19 protein-coding genes and 1 pseudogene are annotated in these 25,089 nt (G+C 35.0%); 13 read left to right on the top strand and 7 right to left on the bottom strand.

Going from position 1 to position 25,089, the window contains the following annotated elements; all coding sequences use genetic code 11:
• Window positions 1-32: 32 nt before the first annotated feature.
• From ACYQ3P_RS11445 to ACYQ3P_RS11435, 3 genes are all read left to right on the top strand, one after another.
• Complete coding sequence (locus ACYQ3P_RS11445; protein ID WP_460177993.1) at window positions 33-311, top strand: hypothetical protein; 279 nt, start codon at window positions 33-35, stop codon at window positions 309-311.
• Between the two features lie 120 nt (window positions 312-431).
• Complete coding sequence (locus tag ACYQ3P_RS11440; RefSeq protein ID WP_460177992.1) at window positions 432-2,588, top strand: ATP-binding protein; 2,157 nt, start codon at window positions 432-434, stop codon at window positions 2,586-2,588.
• 52 nt (window positions 2,589-2,640) lie between these two features.
• Window positions 2,641-3,801, top strand: a complete 1,161-nt coding sequence (locus ACYQ3P_RS11435; protein ID WP_460177991.1) for a class I SAM-dependent rRNA methyltransferase — start codon at window positions 2,641-2,643, stop codon at window positions 3,799-3,801.
• Between the two features lie 11 nt (window positions 3,802-3,812).
• Here the strand turns inward: ACYQ3P_RS11435 and ACYQ3P_RS11430 are convergent, their stop codons facing one another.
• From ACYQ3P_RS11430 to ACYQ3P_RS11420, 3 genes and pseudogenes are all read right to left on the bottom strand, one after another.
• The gene (locus ACYQ3P_RS11430) at window positions 3,813-4,844 is read right to left on the bottom strand and encodes a zinc-dependent dehydrogenase (RefSeq protein ID WP_460177990.1); all 1,032 of its coding nucleotides are present in this window, start codon (window positions 4,842-4,844) and stop codon (window positions 3,813-3,815) included.
• Window positions 4,845-5,441 carry a methyl-accepting chemotaxis protein gene (locus ACYQ3P_RS11425; protein ID WP_460178091.1) on the bottom strand — a complete coding sequence of 199 codons (597 nt, stop codon included), beginning with the start codon at window positions 5,439-5,441 and terminating at the stop codon, window positions 4,845-4,847.
• 495 nt (window positions 5,442-5,936) lie between these two features.
• Window positions 5,937-6,596 (bottom strand): annotated as a pseudogene (locus tag ACYQ3P_RS11420) (Cache 3/Cache 2 fusion domain-containing protein); the annotation flags it as partial.
• 553 nt (window positions 6,597-7,149) lie between these two features.
• Between ACYQ3P_RS11420 and ACYQ3P_RS11415 the strand changes: the two are divergent.
• Window positions 7,150-7,596, top strand: a complete 447-nt coding sequence (locus tag ACYQ3P_RS11415) for a cupin domain-containing protein (RefSeq protein WP_460177989.1) — start codon at window positions 7,150-7,152, stop codon at window positions 7,594-7,596.
• A gap of 259 nt (window positions 7,597-7,855) precedes the next feature.
• A complete protein-coding gene (locus ACYQ3P_RS11410) occupies window positions 7,856-8,575 on the top strand; it encodes an SIR2 family NAD-dependent protein deacylase (RefSeq protein WP_460177988.1) in 720 nt (239 codons plus the stop codon).
• Between the two features lie 149 nt (window positions 8,576-8,724).
• On the opposite strand, the gene ACYQ3P_RS11405 is transcribed toward ACYQ3P_RS11410, so the two are convergent.
• Complete coding sequence (locus ACYQ3P_RS11405) at window positions 8,725-9,108, bottom strand: hypothetical protein (protein WP_460177987.1); 384 nt, start codon at window positions 9,106-9,108, stop codon at window positions 8,725-8,727.
• A gap of 207 nt (window positions 9,109-9,315) precedes the next feature.
• Between ACYQ3P_RS11405 and ACYQ3P_RS11400 the strand changes: the two genes are divergently transcribed.
• From ACYQ3P_RS11400 to ACYQ3P_RS11370, 7 genes are all read left to right on the top strand, one after another.
• Window positions 9,316-12,399 (top strand): UvrD-helicase domain-containing protein, encoded by a 3,084-nt coding sequence (locus ACYQ3P_RS11400; protein WP_460177986.1) that lies wholly within the window; start codon window positions 9,316-9,318, stop codon window positions 12,397-12,399.
• Window positions 12,381-15,149, top strand: coding sequence for a PD-(D/E)XK nuclease family protein (locus ACYQ3P_RS11395; protein WP_460177985.1), 2,769 nt, complete (start codon window positions 12,381-12,383; stop codon window positions 15,147-15,149). The genes ACYQ3P_RS11400 and ACYQ3P_RS11395 overlap by 19 nt, the downstream gene beginning before the upstream one ends.
• A gap of 40 nt (window positions 15,150-15,189) precedes the next feature.
• Complete coding sequence (locus ACYQ3P_RS11390) at window positions 15,190-16,284, top strand: ABC transporter substrate-binding protein (RefSeq protein ID WP_460177984.1); 1,095 nt, start codon at window positions 15,190-15,192, stop codon at window positions 16,282-16,284.
• Complete coding sequence (locus ACYQ3P_RS11385; protein ID WP_460177983.1) at window positions 16,268-17,827, top strand: sensor histidine kinase; 1,560 nt, start codon at window positions 16,268-16,270, stop codon at window positions 17,825-17,827. The genes ACYQ3P_RS11390 and ACYQ3P_RS11385 overlap by 17 nt, the downstream gene beginning before the upstream one ends.
• 382 nt (window positions 17,828-18,209) lie before the next feature.
• Window positions 18,210-18,815 carry a response regulator transcription factor gene (locus ACYQ3P_RS11380; protein ID WP_460177982.1) on the top strand — a complete coding sequence of 202 codons (606 nt, stop codon included), beginning with the start codon at window positions 18,210-18,212 and terminating at the stop codon, window positions 18,813-18,815.
• A 95-nt stretch (window positions 18,816-18,910) separates the two neighbouring features.
• The gene (locus ACYQ3P_RS11375; RefSeq protein WP_460177981.1) at window positions 18,911-20,218 is read left to right on the top strand and encodes a tetratricopeptide repeat protein; all 1,308 of its coding nucleotides are present in this window, start codon (window positions 18,911-18,913) and stop codon (window positions 20,216-20,218) included.
• On the top strand, window positions 20,218-20,805 hold the full coding sequence (locus ACYQ3P_RS11370; protein WP_460177980.1) for an RNA ligase partner protein: 588 nt from the start codon (window positions 20,218-20,220) through the stop codon (window positions 20,803-20,805). The genes ACYQ3P_RS11375 and ACYQ3P_RS11370 overlap by 1 nt, the downstream gene beginning before the upstream one ends.
• On the opposite strand, the gene ACYQ3P_RS11365 is transcribed toward ACYQ3P_RS11370, so the two are convergent.
• On the bottom strand, window positions 20,806-21,765 hold the full coding sequence (locus tag ACYQ3P_RS11365; protein ID WP_460177979.1) for an NAD(P)-binding domain-containing protein: 960 nt from the start codon (window positions 21,763-21,765) through the stop codon (window positions 20,806-20,808).
• 272 nt (window positions 21,766-22,037) lie between these two features.
• Here ACYQ3P_RS11365 and ACYQ3P_RS11360 point away from each other — a divergent pair, with 272 nt between their 5' ends.
• Window positions 22,038-22,169, top strand: a complete 132-nt coding sequence (locus ACYQ3P_RS11360) for a hypothetical protein (RefSeq protein ID WP_460177978.1) — start codon at window positions 22,038-22,040, stop codon at window positions 22,167-22,169.
• Window positions 22,170-22,365: 196 nt separating this feature from the next.
• Here ACYQ3P_RS11360 and rpe read toward each other — a convergent pair whose 3' ends face one another.
• The gene (rpe, locus tag ACYQ3P_RS11355) at window positions 22,366-23,031 is read right to left on the bottom strand and encodes a ribulose-phosphate 3-epimerase (protein WP_460177977.1); all 666 of its coding nucleotides are present in this window, start codon (window positions 23,029-23,031) and stop codon (window positions 22,366-22,368) included.
• A gap of 14 nt (window positions 23,032-23,045) precedes the next feature.
• On the bottom strand, window positions 23,046-25,058 hold the full coding sequence (gene tkt, locus ACYQ3P_RS11350; protein ID WP_460177976.1) for a transketolase: 2,013 nt from the start codon (window positions 25,056-25,058) through the stop codon (window positions 23,046-23,048).
• Window positions 25,059-25,089: the final 31 nt, after the last annotated feature.

Here is a 25,089-nt window from a genome sequence, read left to right as displayed (position 1 = left end):
TTTGATTAGTAGTTAATAAAGGAGTATTAGCTGTGATCATACAACCCAAGTCTGTAGATATTGATTTGGTAAGTGTATCTAAAATATCAAGATTAAAAACCTTAAATGACATACTTCGCAGTATTAAGCCTTCAATGAATATTGGCTTTGTTTATGACGATGAAGAAGAGTTTTATGAGCTTTTGACAAACTTAATTTCAGAGGATTTTAGTGAAGATATCCTTATCTTTACTGATGCTTATTGTGATAATGAATTGAAAAAAAGGCTTTCAAAAGAGAGTGGGCGGATTAAGATTTTCAGGATTGAGTAGATTTTAAAAAAAGACAAAAAAGTAGACTTTAATGTCATATCCAATGAGATAAAAAACTACTTAGAAAATAGAGAAAACACTTTTCCTGTTAGAGTATTCATTGATACAAGATTTATTTTTGTGAATGAAAAGGACATTATTGATTGCTTCTTGACTGTAGAAGAATTAGTAAGAGCCTATCCGATTAGTGTAATCTGTGGTTATAGCTTTTCAAGCTCAGATAAGGATTTTCTTAACATAGCTTTAAGACTTCATCCCTTTATTTTAAGACAAGGCAGGTTTTACCATAACTTTTATCATTTCTCACCGGAAGATATTTTAAAAGAAGACTTCTCCACAGCAAGGCTTCAAAGAATTTTTCATAATTTAGAGGTTGTTCATGATACATTTTCAGAATTGTATGAAACTTCGCAGAAGCTACAAAGAATATACAACAACATGATCGTTGGAGTTTTAGTCCATACAATAGATAGAGATATATTAGACTTCAACGAGGCTTTTTTAAACATGGTAGGATACTCAGCTGAAGAGATAAGAGGGAAGAATACAAGTATTTTCTACAAGGAAAGAAAACACTATGAAGGAGTTGGCGAGGAACGTCTTAAACAGCTTTTTGAAAAAGGATTTATTGACCATGAGATTGAGTGGCTCAGAAAAGATGGAAGAAAAATTTGGGTAAAGCTATTTACAAAACCTCTTGACAAAGAAAATATTGAAGAAGGATTATTTTCTGTTGTAGTTGATATTACAAAGGAAAAGAGAGCATTAGAGGCTTTAGAGAATGAAAGAAATCAACTTCTTTCAATATTTGACAGCATAGACTTTATCATATACATCTCTGATCCCTTTACCCATGAGATTTTATATGCCAATAAGTATACAAAAGAGCTTTTTGGCAAGGATTTGGTAGGCAAACTATGTTATGTGGAGCTTCAGGGCAAAGACCAGCCATGTGAATTCTGCACAAATGAAATAATACTTAAACTTGCAGGCAAGCCTTACAAATGGACATATTACAATCCAATTTTAAAGCGATATTATGAAATAATTGACAGAATTATAACATGGACAGATGAAAGACCAGCTAGATTTGAGATAGCCATTGATATAACAGATGTGATAAAAGCAGAAGAGGAAAAAGCAGAACTTCAAAGGCAGATTAATCAGCTTCAAAAGCTTGAGGCAATTGGAAGACTCGCAGGTGGAATAGCCCATGACTTTAACAACATTCTCGTTGCCATTAGAGGAAATGCGCAACTTGCACTTATGAAAATGCATGACGATGACCCCCTGAGGACAAGAATTGAAGCAATAATTGAAGCCTCTGACAAAGCAGCAGCTCTCACAAGAAAAATACTTGCATTCAGTAGAAAACAGGATTTTGAGCTAAGAATAGTAAATATAAACGAAGTAATCGCGGAACTTAAGCGGATGATTGAAAGGCTTATGGGTGAGGACATTGAGCTACATTTTGACCTATACGGTGAGCCTTTAGCAGTCAAGTGCGACATCTCACAGATTGAACAGGTAATCATGAATCTTGCTGTAAATGCAAGGGATGCGATGCCAAATGGAGGCAAGCTTACAATTAAAACCTCAGCGGTAACCCTTACAGATGAATATGTAAGCGCGCACATAGGAGCTAAAACTGGCAATTATGCTTTAATTGAAGTATCAGACACAGGAGTTGGAATGTCAAAGGAAGTAATGGAGAAGTGTTTTGAGCCATTCTTTACAACAAAACAAGGAGGCACTGGATTAGGTCTTGCAACTGTATATGGCATAGTAAAACAGCATAATGGAAATATCTGGGTTTACAGCGAAGAGGGTAAAGGGACAACGTTTAAAATATATCTGCCATTGACTGAAGGACAATCAGAAAAACTAAAATCTTTGCATAATGCGCAGGAAATACCAAAAGGAAAAGAAACAGTGTTTGTTGTTGAAGACAACAACGAGACAAGAATAGTGACTTCAGAGATGCTAAGAAATCTTGGATACAAAGTTTATGAGGCAAAGGATGCTGAAGAGGCTCTCTCCATATTTAAAGAAAAAGCAAATGAGATAGACATAATACTTACAGATGTGGTGATGCCAAAGATGAGCGGAGTTGAATTAGTCAAGGCAATAAGAAAGATTTCACCAAGAGCCAAAGTTTTATACATGTCGGGCTATTCACAGGAGCAGTTAAACCTTCATGTTGGAGAATTATATCTGCTTAAAAAACCTTTCACTCTTCAGGAACTTGCACAGAAACTAAGAACTGTATTGGATTAATACGAAAAATTTTTCTTGACTTTTTATTCTAAATTCTTTCAAATTAACCTTCATGGAGAAAATATTTATAAAGCCTCAAAAGAGATTTGGTAGTCTTTGGATTTACAAAAACGAAATAGTCTCTGATGTAGAAAATATTGAGCCTGGAAGCATTGTCAAAGTCTATGAATACAAAAGGGAAAAAATCATTGGCACAGGCTACATCAATCCAAAATCAGTAATTTCAATCAGGCTCTTGAGTTTTCACGATGAAAAAATAGACGATGAATTTTTGAAAAAAAGAATTCAGAAATGCATCCAGTATCGGGAGGAATTTTTAGGACTAAAGGGAAGCTACAGAGCTGTTTTCAGTGAATCTGATTTACTGCCAGGGCTTATAGTTGATAAATATGAAAATTGTCTTGTGATTCAGATTTCAACTGCTGGTATGGAAAGGTTAAAAGATAAGATCTTAAACATTCTTGATGAAATATACACCCCAGAGACTATAATTCTCAAAAATGACTCGCAGGCAAGATTGAAGGAAGGACTTGAGATTGAAAGAAAAATCGTAAAAGGAAATATAGACGAACTGCCCATCATAAATGAAGATGATGTCAGATTTATCATAGACCCTATTCATGGGCAAAAAACAGGCTTTTTTCTTGATCAAAGGGAAAACCGACTATATTTAAAGCAAATAATAAACTCAGGTGAAGGACTTGACCTTTTCTGCTATCTTGGTGCATGGAGTGTGCATCTGGCAAAGAGAGGAGCTTTAGTAACAGGAATAGACAGCTCAGATAGGGCTATAGAACTTGCAAAAAAGAATGCAGAAATTAATAATCTTTCAGATAGATGTAAATTCATAAAAGCAGACGCCTTTGATTATCTTAAATGGGAAATAAAAAAGGGTAACAAATATGATTTTATTATTGCAGACCCTCCAGCATTTGTAAAATCAAGGTCAGAAAAAAGGGATGCAATTGAAGGTTATTTAAATCTAAATCTTATGTGCGTTAGACTTTTGAAGAAAAATGGTATTTTAGTGACTTCATCCTGCTCTCAACATATATCTGAAATGGATTTTTCAGAAATAGTTAAAGAGGCATTTTTGCGTAATAGAAAAGCAGGAATTTGCATATACAAAGGCACTCAAAGCAAAGACCATCCTGTGCTTTTGTCAATGCCAGAGACAGCATATTTAAAGTGTTTAATTATACGAAAAATATAAAGACAAATAACTCAGAAAAGTATCATGCATTTTAATGAGTTTTCTGCGCGGGCTGTTATTTCATAAGCTTCTTTGACTTTATCTATTGAAAATCTGTGAGTTATAAGTAAATCGCTCTTTACTGTTGCTTTTTCTATAAATGAGAGAGCCTTTTTCATATCATCAGGACCACAGGAATAACTGGTGGTGATGGTTATGTCATTGAAGTATAAGTCATTTACAGAAAGAGTAAGTCTTTCCTGAGGTGGAGTAGGGGTAAAAATAACAATCGTGCCACCGGGGGAGACGAGTTTTAATGATTGTGAAATTAAATCTACTTTACCGGGTCCTACTATAACTGCCTGTGCCATCAATCCGTCTGTAAGCTCTTTTAATCTTTGATAGATTTCTTCCTTTGAAACATCTATGACATAATCTGCTCCTGCAAGGAGTGCCCGTTCAACTCTGAAAGGAACCATATCCGCACCAATAATTTTATTAGCACCAAATTCCCTGCCAAGCATAATATGAATTTGTCCCATTACTCCAAGTCCAATAACAAGCAATGTATCTCCTTTTTTGAGTCCTGCTCTTTTTAATGACTTAACCACACAAGCTGTTGGCTCAGTTAAAGATGCCTGTTCAAAAGAGAGAGAGTCGGGAATTTTTAATGTGTCATTTTTGAGATTTTCGTATGGCAAAACAATATACTCTGCCATGCCACCGGGAATAATTTTTGAGCTTTTCCATGTTTTACATTGCACATAATCACCTCTTTTGCAATGGAAACATTCCATACAAGGAGCATGATGATGAACTACAACCCGATCACCTTCTTTAAGAGATATTTCTTTTTTCGCTTTTTCACCAATTTTTACAATCTCTCCAGAAATCTCATGACCAAGAACAAGAGGAGCTTTTTTTTCAATATACCATGGCATTACATCGCCCGAACATATTCCACAAGCCTTAACCCGCACCAGAGCCTCATTTTCTTGAGGCTCTGGTATGGGTATATTTTCAATTCGTATATCACCAAATTTATAAAGCTTAGCTACTTTCAATTATGCCCTTACGCCTTTTATTAAGTCTGTAAGCTTTCTTATAATATTATTGAGATTTTCAACTTCTGCAACAACTTGTTCTGTTGTCTCTTTTACATTTTGGGAAAGTAAACTTGAATTTTCTGCCCGTCTCGCTACTTCCTCACTGGCAGAGGATTGCTCCTCAGTTGCTGTTGCAATCTGTGTAATTGAGTCTTTTACTTTCTGTGAGTATTCAGCAATTCTGTTCAGTGCTTTCTTTACTTCATTAAGTGCTTTTAATGCCTCTGCTACTTCATGGGATGCTGCATCCATGTTTTTAAGAGAATCACGGGACTCTGTCTGAACTGCGGTGATTTTGCCTGCTATCTCATCTGTTGCTTTAATTGTCCGTTCAGCAAGCTTTCTTACCTCATCTGCAACAACCGCAAATCCTCTTCCCTGCTCTCCTGCTCTTGCTGCCTCAATTGCAGCATTCAATGCAAGTAGGTTTGTCTGGTCTGCTATGTCTTTGATTACTGTAATAATGTCTCCAATTTCCTCCACTCTTTCGTTTAGTGCATTAATTGTCTTTTTAAGCTCTACTGTTGATTTGTTTGCAGACTGAACTGTCTTCATAGCATTATCTGAAAGCGTTACTCCTTCCTGAGATACATTGCGAGACTCCGTTGCAAGGTCTGATGCCTGTGCTGCATTCTTTGCAATATCTGTTATGGTTTGTGACATTTCCTCTGCAGCAGTGGCTATCTGATGGGCTTGAGAGGTCTGCTCATCTGCCTTTGCTTTTACATTTGCTATGTTTTGCTCCAATGCACCAATTACTGATTGCACCATCGTTATTGTCTTTTTTATTTCCCTTACTAATGACTGAGTAAACTCTTCAACTTTAATTACACTTTTTGCGATAAGTCCTATTTCATCTCCTCTTTGTCTATATCCTTTACCAAAACCTACACGGCTGAAATCTCCTTTTGCAACTTCTTCAAGCTTTGCTGCCATGTCTGGAATTGGTTTCAATGACCTTTGCGTTACAAAGAGTATAAGCAATGCTACCAGTATTGCAGCAACAATGTTTACTGCCCACATTGTATTTCTTATAACTGCTCCTTCAGATGCAATTTCGTCTGCATCTATTCCAACAGCTATTAACCAATTCCATGCAGGGTAGTATGCAAATGATACAACCATATCTTTTGTTGAAGAACCATCGGTTAATTTTATATTCACAACATTATCTTTTCCATCTTTCTTTTCAAACATATTTTTGGCAGAACCCTTATCTTTTTCAAGGATGTTTTTACCTTCCTGTGTTGGGTGTATTATTAACATGCCCTTATTCTTCTCAGAAGCATCTGCAACAAATACATAACCAGTTTTTCCAACTTTTATTGAACGAATAAACTCTTTAAAATGCTTCATTGTATCAGTTATGTCAAATCCGATAAAAAGCACTCCAACTACATTGCCTGAACCATCTTTTACAGGAACATATTTTGTCATGTAGTCTTTGCCAAATAAAACTGCTTTACCCACATAAGTCTCACCTCTGAGTAATGGCTGTTAGGCAGGGTGTGCTCTGTCAAGTGCTGTTCCTACTGCACGGGAGCCATCTTCTTTTTTAAGGGAAGTTGCAATTCTTATGAAGTCATCGCCTTTTCTTTCAAAAATAGTTGCAACAGAACCACCTGTAATTGCTGTAAATCTGTCAGGAATTGAATTGTCTGCCTTAATAGATGAAGGAACAGGCGGGCATATACTTAAAAAAACCTGCATGAATTTGTCAGCAGAGTTCTTTGCTGCTGTGTCAAACACTGCAATCTGTTCCTTAATAAGGGATACTTCACGCTTCAGTGCTTCTACATTGTAGTGCTCAATCTTTGATTTTGTCTGCAGAAAAATTGTAATAGCTACAACAGAATAAACCGCTAAAATAGCAACTACCGAAAGTACAAAAACCTTCTTGGCAAGTGTTAGATTGTTAAAAATTTCCTTGAGTTTGTTCATAACTCACGCCCTCCTCCAAAGATATTCTCTTTATAGTAATATTTTTTTATCATTGCGAGGATTTCCTCTTCTTCCTCATCGCAAGACATTCCCCTACTTGTCATTGCAAAGCATCCTACCTCTCAGTCATTGCGAGGCATCCCTTTATTTTTTCTGTCATCGCGAAGCTGTCCCCTTCTTCGTCATTGCGAGCAGTCCGAATGACTGGGAAGCAATCTCATAAATCGCAACGACCTCTGCTCCTAACTACTGATTTCAATAATCAATGTTTTATAAAAAATCTCTTTAGATTCTAATAGGCAAAATTTGTTAGAATTATATCATGAAAGAAACAAACGATGCAAAAAATTCTTTTTGCGAGATAAGTGCAAATAAGAATTTCAAAAAGAGTAAGATTATTCGCTTTAAAAATAAAAACTGGGAGGGTATACACAGCATTCCCTATAAAAATCATGACGGAACATGGGCTAACATCGTAAGATTTCCGCTTTTCAAAAGCGAGTTTGCAAGCTTTGAGGTCAGATATTTTGAAATTGCACAGGGTGGTTGTTCTTCATTGGAATATCATAATCATATCCATTTAGTTATTTGTATTAAGGGCAAGGGAAAAATTAGATTGGGAAAAAGGCAGAGAGTATTGAATTATCTTGATATAGCATACATCGCACCCAATGAAGTTCACCAACTTTCAAACCCCTATGACGAGCCATTTGGATTTCTCTGCATTGTTGATGTCAACAGAGACAAGCCAATTGAGTTAAAAGATTAAAATTTAAATAACCTAAATTGAGCGAATCTCAATTACCTTTGCGAACGGTTTTCACTCCTTCGGATGGCGACATTTTCACTATTTTTCGTTATTACTCAGGTGCGATAGCACCAGAAGCAATCTCCAAAGAGTTTGCTTCAATATATTCGCAATCAAAAGCTATAAAGTTTTCTGTAAAAATCTTTCACTTTAGGGTAAAATTAATTAATTGATGAGTAGTTTTAAATGTTTAAAATCGCATTAAATATATCCGAAAATTATGTTTGAAGAAATTGTAAAATTGATCAAATCTGTAAAAAAATTTTCTGCTTTAACTGGTGCAGGAATATCTGTAAATGCTGGAATTCCTGATTTTAGAAGTGACAAAGGAATTTATACTTTAGGTTTATTCCCTGAGTACATTTTTTATATTGACTATTTTCTATTAAATCCAAAATCTTTTTATGATTTTGCAAGAGCCTTCTATCCAATTTTAGAGCAAGCTAAGCCCACCAAAGCTCATTTATTTCTTGCTGAAATAGAGAAAACCCATAATGTATGTATAGTTACTCAAAATATAGATCTTTTGCATGAAGAGGCAGGTTCAAAAAAAGTAATTCATCTTCATGGAAGTATTAAGGATTCGTATTGTTTGAATTGTGATAAATATTTTTCACTGGAGCAAATGAAAAGTGAAATAACCGAAAATGATGTGCCCCGATGTGAATGCGGTGGATTGATTAAACCAAATGTTGTATTTTTTGGTGAGTCAATTTTAGATTTTGATAAAGCTATAAAATGTATTGAAAATTCTGAGCTAACTTTTGTTTTAGGTACTTCTCTTCAGGTATATCCTGCGAATACCCTTGTAAATTATGCGAAGGGATATAAAATTTTGGTAAATAAGGATAAAACACCTTATGATGATGTTTTTGATTTTGTTTTTCATGGAGACCTTGATGAATTTTTTGAAAAAATTTCAGAAGTATATTCCAAATAACCATTTACTTATTCATTAATCCATTTGTTTCCTAGCAAATTTTTATGTATTTAATTTCTTCTGATACTTTTTCTGCAATTTTTAATGCGTGTAGAATTTGAGGAGTATTATATTTTTCTTTATATTATTGAACATTAATAATTAGTCCTTTAGGATTTGAAAAATAAATTGAAACTCAACACAGCGAACCCGCCTGTTGCAAGCAATAACGTGGAGATTTCAGAGATTGCTTCGGCATCCTGACGGATGCCTCGCAATGACCCATCCGCCCCGTCATTGCGAAGACTTTCCTTCTCGTCATTGCGAGGGACGAAGTCCCGAAGCAATCTCGTCTTTCTATCCCCGTCATAAAAAAAGAGATCACTTCGGCTTGCTAAAGCAAGCCTCGTGATGACGGAAAAATGTTGCTTTGCAAGCCTCGTGATGACGGGAAAAAGTTGCTTCGCAAGTCTCGTGATTACAGAAGGGGTATCATTGGGATTGGTCGCAATTCCTTTGGTTTGGAGTAACGGATAGAAGTCATCACGAGGCATCCCCTCCTCGTCATTGCGAGGAGCGATAGCGACGAAGCAATCTCGCCTTTTTCCATAGATTGAGAGAAGAGATTTTTTTATATCCTTCGGACTGCTCGCAAATTAAAACGAAAATATTTATTCAAATGTTTATAGCAATTTTTAAATTTCTATCGCCATTTTTAGCTGGATTTGAACTATTACTGTGTTCTCTGTTAAGTTAATCTTATGGCAATGCCTCCACAGGCAGAATACACTATTATCAAAGCTTCTGCAGGAGCAGGAAAAACAACAGAGCTTACAAAAAGATTTATTGAATTGCTCATTAGCATGTCTAATGATGCAAATGCCTTAAAGAAAATCCTTGCCATTACTTTTTCAAACAATGCTGCCCTTGAGATGAAAACAAAAATTCTTGAGCGACTTAAAAAACTTTACTTTAATGATGAAGAAACAGTTGCCTCAGTAAAGCAAACATATCCTGATATTGAGCCTCAAAAAACAGCTGAGATTCTGATTGACAAACTTATCAATAACTACTCTGACTTTCAGGTCAAAACAATAGATAGCTTTATGACCTCAATTTTTAAAGCCTCTGCCATAGACTTTGGTTATAATCCAGATTTTGATATTCTTATGGAAAATAAATTTTATCTTGACTATGCCTTTGATTTTTATCTCAAAGATGTCGGAGAAGGCACAGAAAAGGCAAAAAATATTGAAAAGATAATTGAAATCATCTCTCGTGAAAATACAGGAAAGCGATACATATGGCAACCTCATTCGGATATTTTTAAAAATATCAAAACCATATATGACAAAAGCTCTCTTTTGAATAAAAAATTTTGTGATGTCAGTGAATTTATAACAAAGCAAGATGTTTGCAGAGACAAACTTATTGAAAAAATTAAACAATTTTTGGATTTTATCCAAAAACATCAATTAATAGTAGCTCAAAAACGCCATTCTTTTATTGAATCTTTAAAAAAGGCAGTTGAAACTAATAACCCTTTGGAAGTATATGAAAAATCTATTAAACAAATTCCCCTTGCATATTCACAGGACGACAAAAACAGAAAGCCACTTTATGACGAGGCATCAGAAATCTGGGAGGATATAAAGGATTTGTGTTCTGAATACTTCTTCTATTATGCCTTTACTTATTTCTTGCCATACAATAATATTTTCAATGACTTTCTGCATGTTCTTGAAAAAATAAAGCAGAGCGAAAGTAAGATTTTTATTGAAGATGTTAACAAAAAACTTTGTGACTATATCCCTTCATTTGTTCCTGACATATACTTTAGGCTTGGAGAGACCATAAAACATTATTTTATTGATGAATTTCAGGACACCTCGCCAATTCAGTGGAGCAATCTCTCTCCTTTAATTGAAAATGCTCTTTCAGAGGGTGGAAGTCTTCTTGTAGTTGGGGATACAAAGCAGGCAATATACACCTTTAGGGGCGCAGATTACAGAATAATGAAAGAGATGGAGAAAAACGAAGTTTTTCCTTCAGCACAAAAAAAATCGGAAAATCTTGAAACTAATTACCGTTCAAGAAGAAAAATACTTGATTTTGTAGAATATTTCTTTAATGAAAAACTAAAATCCGATGAAACTTACATAAATGCTATGTCCCTTACTGGTCTTGATGAATTTAAACAGAAAAGCAACAAAGAAGGCGGATATGTTGAGCTACGCAATATTTATTTTGAGGAGCAAGAAGATACGGATGATATAAAAGCCTATATTCAAACAACCATAGATGATATACTCAGTCGGGGTTATTCTTTTAAAGATATTGCTGTTCTTGCATGGAGAAATGAGGAAGTTGTCAATCTGAGTGCTATTCTGAATGAACTTGGATATCCATTTATCTCATATAGCAGTCTTGATGTAAGGAAAAGAAAGGTCTTTGATGAAATTATTCATCTTTTCAGGTTTCTTGACAGCCCCATTGATGATTTCTCTTTCTCAACATTTCTTCTTAGTGATATTTTCAGGAAAAGAGCTTCAGGGTTTATAAACACTGATGAATGCAACTTATCCCAACAAATTCAATCATTTTTGCTCAGACAAAGAGGTCAATCGCCAATTTACAAGGCATTCAAAGAGGAATTTGGGGACTTATGGGATAAATTATTTGATGGACTTTTCAGAAAAGCTGGATATCTTCCTGTTTATGACCTGCTGTGTGATATATATGATACTTTTGCTGTATTTAAAAATTTCCCTGACGAAGAGTCCGCATTTGTTAAATTGCTTGATGTAGTTCAGAAATTTGAAAGCAAAGGCTTTGGAAGCTTTAAAGAGTTTCTTGATTTTGTCAATACTGAAGGAGACGACAGTAACATATGGAATATCAATGTTGGTTCAGACATAGATGCTATACAGGTAATGACAGTGCATAAGGCAAAGGGACTTGGTTTTCCTGTGGTCATCTTTTATCTGGACTGGCATAAACATCACAGTGAATCACTTTATTTACATGAGAATGAACAACAGGTTTATTTGGTAAGGATTAGCGATAATATTGCTAAAAATTGCGATTCCATCGCAAAAATAAAAGAGGCAAAGAAAATTGATGATTTGGCTGATGATATGAACAAGCTCTATGTTGCCTTCACAAGAGCTAAGGATGAGCTTTATATTCTATGCAGATTAAAAAGTAATGAAAAATCTAACAGTCAGGGCAAGCATTTTCCTTTCAATGTATTTCATGAAATCTCAAACCTCACTCTTGGCGAAAAAACTTTTTATAAAAAAGAGTTTAAACCTCAGAGAATTACGCTTGATTTTGAGCCATCCATCAGAATAACCGACGAAAAGCCATCCTATGAATCTGTTCATATTGAGGAAAAATTAAGGGGGGAATTGATTCACAGGATATTGTCAGAAATTCAATATTATAACGAATCTACCATTGATTTGATTAGAGAAAGACTTAATTTTTTAAATCAAAGTATTCTCATTGATAGTGAAAAATTAAAGCAAATTGGAGAGTTGCTTGCAAAACTATTTGAAAATGAAGAACTTTTCTCTTTCTTTCTTCCTAAAGACAACAGAAAAGTATTCAATGAATTTGAAATGGCAGACAGGGAAGGCAAAATCCATAGAATTGACAGGCTGGTAATTGATGAGGATACTGTCACGGTTATTGAATATAAAACAGGGAAAGAAACACCAGAACATGAAAAGCAGATAAAAGAATACATGGAACTAGTATCCTCAGTTTACAAAACAAAAACGGTCAGAGGCATGATTTATTATATTGATTCAGGAGAGATAAAATGGCTCAATCTGAGATAAACTTTCTTCATGCCATACCCAAAGGAAAGATAATAAATGTTGCGGCTGAAGAAGACCTATCAGAAGTAATATACAAAATGATTGAAGAGGACAAAGGTGATTACTCTGAGAATTTCATTGTTTTTCCCGGTAAAAGACCTGAGTATTATCTTTTAAAAAAAATATCTGAAAAAATCAAAAATTCTTTCATTCCCCCTCGCATTTTTTCAATGGATGAATTTATAAATATTTGTTTTGAAAAGATTTCAGCTTCAAAGCCAATAGAGCGAATTGATGCAGTTGGTATTATATACAGCCTTTGCAAAAACGAGCTTCCTGCTCCTTTTTCTGAATTTGACCGATTTATCTCATACGGATTTAAATTTCTTAATCTGCTTGAGGAACTTTACATTGAAATGATATCTATTGACAGCCTTAAAAATGTGGAGACTCTGATAGACAGTAGCATCATAAAATCAACTGAAAATCTTAGGTTCCTCTCCACTATCTATGAAAGATTTTACAGTTACTTAAAAAACAATAATCTTTCAACACGAGCCTCAAGATACAGAACAGTGGCAGAAGAAGACATCATCTCTCATCTTAACTTTAAACGCATAGTATTTGCTGGTTTTTACGCTTTGACGAACTCAGAAAGAGAAATATTTAAGAAATTCAGTCAACATGAAGGCTTTTACTGTCTGCGTCAGAAAATTGAAGATTTTGAAGAGGAAAAAATAAAGATCTATAGCTGTTCTGATGATCACGGACAGGTAAAAATTGCTGGAGAAATTATAAATGGATGGCATTCGGAAAATCCTCAATTGCTTAATGAAAAAACAGTCATTGTGCTACCCTCCTCTGATAAGCTTTTTCCTCTTTTGAGATTCGGAATTCCATTTATGGATGAGAAAAAATACAACATCTCAATGGGTTATCCGCTTACAAGGACGCCAATTTATGCCTTTTTTAATGAACTTTTTGAAGTTATTAAGACTATGGAGAACGAAAACATTTATATTCCTGCCTATCTTAATTTCATGCTTCACCCCTATACAAAAAATATACTCTTTCAAGGCTCAGCTGAAACAGGTAGAATAATCATTCATGCCATTGAAGATTTTTTTGCCGATGAAAATATAAGTTTTGTCTCCATTGAATGGATTGAAAATACTTTGCCTTCAAAAATTGAAAAAATAACAGGTATACAAGAACATGACATAAAAAACCATTTGAGAAATATCCATGAGCAAACAATCCGCAAATTTCTTAAAATTGACAATATCGCAGACTTTGCAAGGAAATGCTTAGAAACCCTAATTTTTATAAAAAATCACAGCACCGCCTATTATCATCCATATTTTATTCCCTATGTAGAGAGATTCCTTAAGGTGTTTGATGAAATCTCTTTATCTGTTGTTGGAAGCTTCAGTTTTCAAAGAACTGAGTCTTATTTCACACTCTTTCAGAACGCTATTATTTCTGAAAAATACCCATTTGTAGGCACACCCCTTAAGGGATTGCAAATCTTAGGTTTCCTTGAAACAAGAAACATCAAGTTTGAAAGAGTAATATTTCTTGACCTGAATGAGGAGATTTTTCCAGACCTTTCAGAGGACTATATAATGCCTTTTTTTGTAAGAAAACAGCTTGGGCTTCCGACAATATCGGATAGAGAAAATCTTCAGTTTTACTATTTCTCTCTACTTCTTCAAGGAGCAAAGGAGGTTCATCTTATTTACAAGAGGGATGAAAAAACAGAAAGGTCAAGGTTTATTGAAAAACTTATCTGGGAAATTGAAAAAAAGAAAAAATGCCTATTCAATGAGGAAAATAAAATCATTGTTTTGAGAAATTACAGACTTAAACTTGACAGCTCAATTCCTTTACCAGTACATAAAAATGATGAAATCATGAAAATTATTGAAAATCTTGTATTCTATCCAACAAGTCTTGATGAATATATAAAATGCGGACTCAAATTCTACTATGGTAGTATTTTGCGACTTCAATCCAGAGAACAAATCTCAACAGACTTGGATCGCTCCCACATAGGCACAATTGTTCATGATATTCTTAGGAATTATTTTGCAGATAAAATTGGAGTTCTGCTCTCAGAAAAAAATCTTGACTATGACATCGGTGTGCTTGTTAACAGATATTTTAATGAGAAATTTAGCGGAGTTGTGGTCGGAAAGACGTATCTCATAAAAAATCAGATATTAAAGAAAATGAGAGAAATCGTAGATTTTTATAAAAAATTGTCCCAAAAGCATAAAATCACTGTTCTTCAAGTTGAAACTTGGCTTGAGGGAGAGCTATTTGGTGCTAAATTTGGCGGGAAAATTGATAGGATAGATTCTGTAGATGATAAAACAGTAATTCTTGATTACAAGATTTCCTCAAATGATGACAATTTGAAAATTAACTTTGAAAAAATTGATTTAAACGAAAGAGAAAACTGGCATAAGAGTGTAAAAAGTTTGCAAATACCTATTTACATGCTTCTTTATATACAAAATTTTGACAAATCAATTGAAAAAGTCGAAGGAAAGTATTTTTTACTTGGAAAATCCTTTCTTAATGATACAGACTCCTTTTATTCTCCGATCAACAATAAAAATATCACAGACGAAATTGAAAAATTAAAATTTGTTATAAAAACGCTAATTGAAGAAATAAAAAACCCGAATGTGCCATTCAGTCCCACACAAGACAGAAAAAAATTCTGCCGAATTTGTGATTTTAATTCTCTATGTGGAATAAAATAAAATATTACAATGTTCAAAGTCAAAGACATCGGAGGAAAAAATGAATAGAAGGCATTTTTTAAAAGGAATTTTATATGTTAGCTCATCCCTTGCAACAAATGGCTTGTCAGGAACAATTACGAAGGTTTTTGGTTCCTACGCAAAGGAAGTAAAAATTGGCATTTTTGCTCCTTCCCATTGTTGTGTTCCACTGGTTTATGCTGAACAAAAGGGTTATTTCAAAAAAGAAGGTTTAAGAGTATCTCTTCAAAACTACAAAACCATGCCTGAGCTTGTAAAAGACATTCTATCAGGTAAAATATTTGCTGGGCAGGTGATTGGTCCTATGGTATTTGCTGTGCATTTAGGGATTGAGCCTTTTCAGTCACCAGTAAAAATGGTTGTTCCAATGATTTTAGGAATACATGGCTCTAATATAATGGCAGTCAAAGGAGCAGGAATACAAAACTTTAAAGACTTCAAAGGCAAAAGGCTTGCGTCTCACTCAAAACTCAGTATCCATTATTTACTTACAAAGTATTTTCTCATGGAAAATGGGATAGACCCTGAAAAAGATGCAAGCATAAACATAGTAAGTCTCTCAGAAATTGAAGAATATGTGCATAAAAAGAAAATTGATGCATTCATGATGCCTGAACCTGTTAACGCAGTTATTGAAAGCAAAGGAGAAGCATCTGCGAAGATGCTAAATAAATATATATGGAAAAACCATCCATGCTGTGTTTTAACTATGCGGTATCAAGACTTTCAAGCTGAACGGGAAGTTGTAAAAGCTATTACAAGGGCAACATCAAAAGCATCAATTGAGCTGTTTAAAATGAACGACAGAACCGAACTCGTAAAAATGCTTCGTAAAACTCAATATGGCTTTTTAGAGATACCTGAAAACACTTTAACACTTGCTTTCAGTAAAGAAAGGTCTGATTGGCATCCATTTCCTTATCAGTCAACAGGCGAGGTAATATTAAAACTAATGCAGATTTTTAAAATTGCAAAAGCTGATTTGGACACTAAAAAAATTGCACAAGAAGTTTTTCTCTCGGAACTCAACAAGGAATGCCTAAATGAAATAGGCATAAGACCTCCTTATCAGAATACCCGTCCAGAATTTTTAATGGGTGAAAGATTTGTTTAAGAGTGTAAATTCACGAATAATTATCCCAATAATTCTTATACTTGCTTCCACTTCGTTTATTGCGATGTTTTTGATAAAGTCTTATATTGACAGAACAGCTTCAGAACTTCTTATTAGCTTCTTAGACACCAGAGTTAACACTTTGTATTCTATTGTTGAGCGTTCTTTTTACACTTTTACAGCTTCTTCAAAAAAATTTACAGAAGAAGAGATTGAAAAAATCAAAGAATACGCTATAAGTGAAATAGATTTATTTCTCTCATCGGAAAACTTAGATGGTTTTGTCATTGAAAATGACAAGGTTGTCTACACTACAATAGCTGACATATATTTTTCTAAGCAAAATCTTAGCAAAGATGCAGGGATACTTAATTTAGAAACGGAAAAAGGCAGATATACAGCTTATTACAAGTATTTTTCCTTATGGAATTGGTATATTGTTGTAGCAGTTCCTGAAAATTATTATCAAACATTTGCAAAAGAAGCATATCAGACAGGAATAACTATTACTATATTTCTCGTTTTGTCTACTGCAATAGTTTGGTTCTTGCTTTATAGATTATTAAAAAGACCACTTGATAGGATTCAAAAAGAGCTTTTACATGAACAAATAATAAATACTCGTAGCAATATTGTAGAAATTGACTCCCTTGTTGAGACGATCAACAAAGTAATTGAGAGTCTAAAAGAAAAAAACAAAGCATTAGAAGAACTAACTCTTCAACTTCATGACAGGGTTATGCAGGAAGTTCAAAAAAGTAGAGAAAAAGACAGTATAATTGCTCATCAATCACGGCTTGTAGCAATGGGAGAAATGTTAGCTGCCATAGCTCATCAATGGAGACAACCTTTAAACGCTGTAGCTACTATAGTACAAGATATAAAAGATGCTTATGATTTTGGCGAACTTGACAAGGAATATTTGAGTAAATCTATTGACAAAGCTATGCAACAGCTTCAATTTATGTCTAACACCATAGATGAGTTCCGGAATTTCTTCAGACCTGACAGAGAAAAAGAGATTTTTGATGTAAAAAACTGTGCAGTATGGGTTTTTTCAATGCTTTCAGCTCAGCTAAAAGCCAACAATATTAGTTACAGAATTATTTGTCATGAACATGACAAAACATTTGAAAACTTTAATGATTTATCTGAGGCATCCTTATGTGATGCTTTCATGATTGAAGGTTATCCAAATGAAATGAAACAAGTATTTTTGAATCTAATTAACAATGCAAAAGACGCTATATTAGATGCAAGAGAGAAAAATAAATTGACTGTGGAAAACGGATTAATAAGTTTAGAGTTTGCAAAGGCGCAAAAAGATATTATAATAAAGATTTATGACAATGGAGGAGGAATTGCTGAAGAAATTATTGATAAAATATTTGAACCATATTTTACTACAAAAAAGCCGGGGAAGGGGGATGGAATAGGACTTTATATGACAAAAATGATTATTGAAGAACATATGAACGGAAAAATATATGCTGGAAACTGGGAAAAGGGAGCAGTTTTTACGATATGTTTACCCTACATTTAAACTAAACGATTGTTTGAAATTGCAAGCAGTCCGAAGGTGAGGCATGGCAATATCTTTATTTTACAAAGGGAAAATATGAGATTGCTTCGGGACTTCGTCCCTCGCAATGACGAGAAGGAAAGTCTTCGCAATGACGGAGAGGGGATGCCCTCGTAATGACGGAATGGGGATGTTATCGCAATGACGGGGCGGATGGGTCATTGTGAGGCATCCGTCAGGATGCCGAAGCAATCTCATAAAAGGCGATACTGCTTCTATTGCTGAGGCTAACTCGCGATGACGGAAATGTGGGAGACTGTTGCGAGTCATAGGAGTTAGTTATTATAATGAAGTTTGATTACAGCAAAATCTACCTCATAAAGTAATTTTAGAGGAGGGTTAAATGGATATAAAGGATGAAATTTTAAAAGGAATTACTGTTCTTTATGTTGAAGATGAACTAATACCGAGAGAGACTTTGGCAAAATTTTTATCAAGAAGAGTTGCAAAAGTTTATACTGCAAGTAGTGGAAGGGAAGGTTTGAAATTATTTAAAGAAAAGATTTCAAAGATAGATTTAGTTTTGACAGATATTCTCATGCTAGATATGAATGGACTGCAGATGGCTGAAGAAATGAGAAAATTAAGGGATGATCTTCCAATAATTATCATAACAGCCCATTCCGAAGTTTTATACCTAATGAAAGCCATTGAAATGGACATAGATGGTTATATCCTGAAACCTGTTGATTATGAAAGATTAGTAAACACTATGTATAAGATTGTATTAAGAAATCAGCAAAATAATTTTGCTTTACATGTTGCCAACGAATTGAATAATCTTTTAAAACCTATTTCTGATTTCATATCTCTGGCAAGCCAAAAAATTTCTAAGGAAGAAGAACTTTATGAGAGTTTACAAAATGCTATAAGTGCTTCTAAAACTTTAGAATTTTTTATTTATAGTTTGTCACCAAAAGACGAGCATGATATAAAAGATAAAAAATAAGACATTGGCTTAAATTGAAACATTTAAGCTCGCTTAGATGCTTTAAAATTAAAAATTAAGGTATAATTAAAAAATGCAATCAATAGGAGTTTAAGATGTCCAAGTTTATAATTTTTCTTATTCTTATTTTTCTCACCATTATCGGTCTTTTTGCAATGGAAAATAAAGATACTGTAATTTTGAAAATTCCATTTGGTGCATCCTATGAGATGCCGAAAATTGGACTTATTCTGCTTTCTCTCAGCTTTGGAGCTTTCTTTGTGTTTGTTGTTTTTTTCATAAGGGATACTACCAATCTGATAAGTAGATTTCAGATGCAGAAGAAGCATAAGAGAGAGGAAAAGATTAAGGAAAATTATGCAAAGGCTCTTAATGCAATTATGAGAGAAAAGTATTCTGAGGCAAAGGAAGCTTTGCAGGAAATCCTGAAAGAAGAACCTGAGCATATTGATGCTATTATTCGGCTTGGAGATTTAGCTGTAAAAGAGGGGGATTATAAAACAGCGCTTAAGTACTATAAAAAAGCTTATGAACTTGACCCTAAAAACATAGTGCCTCTTTTTTCACTTGAAAGTATTATGGAGAAAATGGACGATAAAGAATTGGCTCTTAGCTATATTGACCAGATAATAAATCTTGAGCCTGACAATGTTACTGCATATTTTAAGAAGAGAGAAATTCTTGAAAAACTTGAAAAATGGGAAGAGCTGATATCTATTCAGAAGAAAATATTGAAATTAATACCAGATTATAGAAAACAGGAGGAAGAAAATAGACTTGTAGGATATACATACGAATACGGTAGAGTTTCTCTTGAGGCTGGAGAAATTGATAAGGCTGAAAGAGTATTTGAGGGCATAATTAAAAGTTCTACCAACTTTATTTCAGCCTATTTAGGACTTGCTGAAGTCATGATTGCAAAGGGTGAGATTGAAGAGGCAGTTGAATTTCTTAAAAAATCATATAAAGAGTTAAAGTCAAATCTTCTGCTTTTAAGACTTGAAGACCTGCTTATCAGCATGGGTGACCCAAAAAGATTGATACAGGTTTATCTGCAGTCAATCAATGAACAGCCTGAAAACATAGAATTAAAATTTCTGCTTGGAAGGCTTTATTACAGATTAGAGATGATTGATGATGCTATAGAGACTTTATCTGCTATTGATCCTGCTATTTGTTCAACGCCTAAGCTGCATTGCATTAAATGCTATTTATATCTACGAAGAAATCAGGTCCAAATGGCTGTTACCGAGTTTAAGCAACTTTGGCCTGAAAACAAAGTCTCCAGCATCACTTACATCTGCAAAGAATGCCATTCTGCTTTTGATGAATGGACTGGAAGATGCAGTGTTTGCAACAAATGGAATACCTTTGAGGTTGACCTGAGGGGCTGTGAATTTTAATGTTTTGGTTTCTAAATAAAAAACGAAAGATCGTTTTAGATACAAGCGTTTTTGTTAATCCTGATGTAAGAGGCTATTTTGGAGATACCCCTGAATCCGCAATTGAAGAGTTTTTAAAAATAACCAAAAAAAATGCCAATAAGTTAGATTTTTACATTCCTTCTTCAGTTTTTAAAGAATTGATGTATTTTGCAGACGAGAAAAAAATTCCAGCTGATTTCTACAGCCTTATTAGAATTAAATCTCCGGACAAACACAGAATATTATGTCCTGCAATATTTTTTTATGAACTTGTTGAGGAGATAAGGGGTAGGGTGAATAAAGGATTGCGTGTAGCTGAAAATGCAGTACGCGCTGTCAGTCAAAAAGGAGTTGATGAAACCATAAAGGATTTACGGAAAAAATACAGAGAAGCACTTCGTGAGGGCATCATTGACAGTAAGGAAGATGTTGACCTCATTTTCCTATGTCTTGAGATTAAAGGAGCACTTGTCACAGGAGATCAAGGTCTAATTAAGTGGGCTGATAAATTAGGTATAGAATGGATTGTGCCTCAAAAATTCAGAGAATTTTTAGAAACTTCCTGATTACTTAATATCAGGATATTTTTCCAAAATCCTTTTTACAGCTCTATGGGCTGAATTAAAGGCATGCATTATTGAACCACTTTTTACAGCAACATCTCCTATGAGGAAAACCTTTTGAAGATTACTCTCTCCAAATTCATCAATCATTGGAGAGTTGTTGTTGAAAGCTATTCCCATTCTTTCAAGAAAAACTTTAGGAGTGCTTCCACCAAGACAGTAAAAAATTTTTGAAAAAACTTCTGTATGCCCATCCTGAAACACTGCTTTAACTCCATCTTTGTCAGGTTCTAATCCTACGATGTCTTTTCCAAGATAAAAGGTTATCTGCTCTTTTCTTTTTTCAAGCTCATTAAGATTTTCTTCGTTTATTCTAAAAAACTGATGTCTTCTGTATGCCATCTTTACATCACATTTTCCAGCAAGCAAACATGCAAGTTCTGCAGCAGTGTTGCCACCACCAACAACAAGAACCTTTTCTCCCTCTGGAATTTCCTTTGGGATTTCAAAAAATACTCTATCCTGAACTTCTTTTGGAATAGAATAGGAAGGTTTTTTGGGTCTGTCAAAAACTCCAGTTGCTATGATTACTGCTTTAGCCTTAGCAACCTCATATGTTCCTGCTTTAAGAATATAAGAGTTTTCCTGCCTTTTCAATCCATTTATCTCAACTTCAAACTCTATTTTTATCGCATATTTTATTATATATTCCTTCATTCTTTTGAGAAATTCTTCCTTTGTCTCTGTCTCAAATGTGCAGATTCCTTCTGCCTCTAATGTTATACCTTTGTATGTCTTATCTACTCTTTTTCCTGCAGGATAAAGCCTTCTTAGGGTCGCGCAGGGCTTTGATGTTTTTTCAAAAATAACAACATTGTCTATTCCATTGACTTTACACTCAACTGCTGCAGCGATTCCAGCAGGACCTGCTCCAATTATTCCAACGGAAATAATTTCTTCCATTTTACCTCCTACATAAATTGTGCGATTCTCAAGCGTAATTGTGAAAACATTTTTCGTCAAATAGGCTTAATAGCAATCTTTGAGATTGCTTTGTCACGGACCTGTCGCGAAAGGCGAGATTGCTTCGGCATCCTGCGGATGCCTCGCAATGACGAGGCATGGCGACCACTCGCAATGGTGACTTTGTCGTCATCACAAAGCTTGCGAAGGAACTTTTTCTTGTCATCACAAATCTTGCGAAGCAAGCCGAAGTGATCTCCTCCTCGGTGAAAATGGAAAAGAGGAGATTGCTTCGCTTCGCTCGCAATGACAAAGAGGTTAATGTCCACAATGACAAAAAGGTTAATATCTGCAATGACAAAGAGATTAATGTCTGCAATAATGTAGTAGAAATTGCTCCGTAATGACTATTAAGGAGAACAACTCGCAACGATGAAGGGTAATACTTCGCAACGATGAAAAATACCTTGCAACGACGATAAGTATCACTCAAAATGACGAACAAATGGTCTTTGAGTGTAATCGCCATAATTGCCTTACAGCAGGCTTGCAATATCTGTCTAACAATCTTTTTATATAAAAAATCGCTCAATTTAACCTCTAATTTTTACTAAATTCTTTCATGAAAGCTTTATACCTTGCTTTATATGGAGGATGATTAAAAAAAGCAGAGCCAGATACAAGAATATTTGCTCCTGCTTTAACTATTTCCCTTGCATTTTCCAGCGTTACTCCTCCGTCAACCTGAATAAGTGTTTTTAATCCTGATTTATCTATCATTTCTCTTAGTCTTTCAATCTTTTTTAAGCTAAATGGAATAAACTTCTGCCCTCCAAATCCAGGATTGACACTCATAATTAAAACCATATAAAGCTCAGGGAGCAAGTATTCAATTTGCTCCAATGGTGTGTGAGGATTAAGAGCAACAGCTGGTTTAGCACCAAGACGGGCAATTTCACTTATTGCTCTTTCAAGATGAATTTCTGCCTCTGCGTGAATACATAATACATCAGCTCCTGCATCTACAAAGGCTTGTATGTATCTGCTTGGATTGACAATCATTAAGTGGACATCAAAAGTAAGCTTGCTTTTTTTTCTGCAAGCCTCAATGACACAAGGACCAACTGTAATATTTGGCACAAAAACACCATCCATTACATCCCAATGCACCCACTTAAGCCCAGCATCCTCTAATTGCTGAAGTTCCTCATAAAGTCTTCCAAAATCAGAGGACAAAAGGGATGGAGCAAGAATTATTTCATTCATATTTTTGATTCTCCTTATTTGTTACTTATCACTTCAATAACTGCTTCTGCTACCCTTTCAGGAGTGATTCCAAAATATTCATATAAAATCTTGGCAGGTGCAGACTCTCCAAAACGGTCAATTCCTATGACTTTTCCTTTGCTTCCAACATATTTATACCATCCGAGCGTGCTACCAGCCTCAACGGCTACTCTTGCTGTAATATCGGATGGAAGCACATATTCCTTGTATGATTTTTCCTGCATTTCAAATATTTCAATGCTTGGCATAGAAACAACTCTTGTTGGTATTCCTTTTTCTTTGAGAATATCAACAGCTTTCATTGCAATTTCTACCTCTGAACCAGTGGCAATGATTATTGCATTTGGAGTTTTATCTGGTTCGTAGAGAATGTATCCACCTTTATAAATATTTGCTATTTGCTCGTTAGTTCTGTTTTGATGAGTAACTTTTTGTCTTGAAAGGACTAAGCATGTTGGGCCGTCTTTTCGCTCTATTGCCTGTCTCCAAGCTACTGCTGCCTCAACATCATCAGCTGGTCTTATAACAGTCAGACCTGGTATAAGCCTTAAACTTGTAATATGTTCAACAGGCTGATGAGTAGGTCCATCTTCTCCAACTCCTATAGAGTCATGTGTAAAAACATATATCACTCGCTGTTTCATCATTGAAGACAAGCGAATTGCATTTCTTGCATAGTCGGAAAATACTAAAAATGTTCCGCCATATGGAATAAAACCACCATGAAGAGCTATTCCATTCATTATTGCAGCCATTGAAAATTCTCGCACTCCGTAATGGATATAATTTTTTCCAGTAAAGGGCAGGCACTTTTTGATAGCTTGAGACCCTGACCAAGCTGTTAGATTTGAAGGAGTGAGGTCTGCTGAACCTCCCAAAAGCTCAGGAATAATACTTGCATATTTTTCAAGGGCAAGATTTGCAGACTGCCTTGTTGCCATGTCTTTTCCTTCAATTTGAGTTTTGGCAACTAAATAATCAGCCTCCTTTGCAAAATTTTCAGGCAACTGTGCATTCATTCTTCTTAAAAACTCTGCTGCGAGCTCAGGATAATGCTTACGATATTCTTCAAAAAGCTCATTCCACTCCTTTTCCCACTGAGCTCCTTTTTGTCTTGCATCCCATGCTTTGTATATATCATCAGGAATTACAAATGGTGGATAATTCCAGTTTATTTGTTTTCTTACAAGTTCAACTTCTTTCTCACCCAATGGAGAGCCATGACACACTTCTTTGCAGGCTTTGTTTGGTGAGCCATATCCTATTATTGTTTTACAACATATTAGAGTTGGCTTTACTGTTTGATTTCTTGCCTCAATTATTGCTTCTTTTATAGCATCTGGATTGTGACCATCAACATCTTTTATGACATGCCATCCGCAGGCTTTGAATCTTTTTGGCACATCCTCTGAGAACCAATCTTCCACCTCGCCGTCAATAGAAATTCCATTGTTATCCCAGAATACGATAAGTTTTCCAAGCCCAAGAGTGCCTGCAAGTGATATAGCTTCATGGGCAACACCTTCCATAAGGTCACCATCACCACAGAATACATAGGTGTAGTGGTCTATGATTTTTAAATCTCCCCGATTGAATGTATCAGATAGTATTTTTTCAGCAATTGCCATTCCAACAGCATTTGCCAGTCCCTGTCCAAGCGGACCTGTTGTTGTCTCAACTCCAGGGCAGAGCCCATATTCTGGATGTCCTGCTGTTTTTGAATGAAGCTGTCTAAATGCTTTTATGTCTTCTATTGTTACATCGTATCCTGTGAGATGCAGCAGACTGTAAAGAAGCATGGATGCGTGACCATTGGAAAGCACAAACCTGTCTCTGTTTATCCATTTGGGATTTGACGGATTGTGCTTCATAAAATCATTCCATAGCACCTCAGCAATATCTGCCATTCCAAGAGGTGCTCCCGGATGCCCTGACTTTGCTTTTTCAATAGCGTCAATGCTTAGGGCTCTTATAGCATTTGCGAGCTGTTTTCGTGTAATATTCATTTTTCCTCCTGTTATGAAATTGTGAATATTT

The organism is Thermodesulfovibrio hydrogeniphilus (assembly GCF_054657355.1).
Note: the sequence above shows the minus strand (reverse complement) of the source record. Positions and strands in the feature narration are given on the sequence as shown.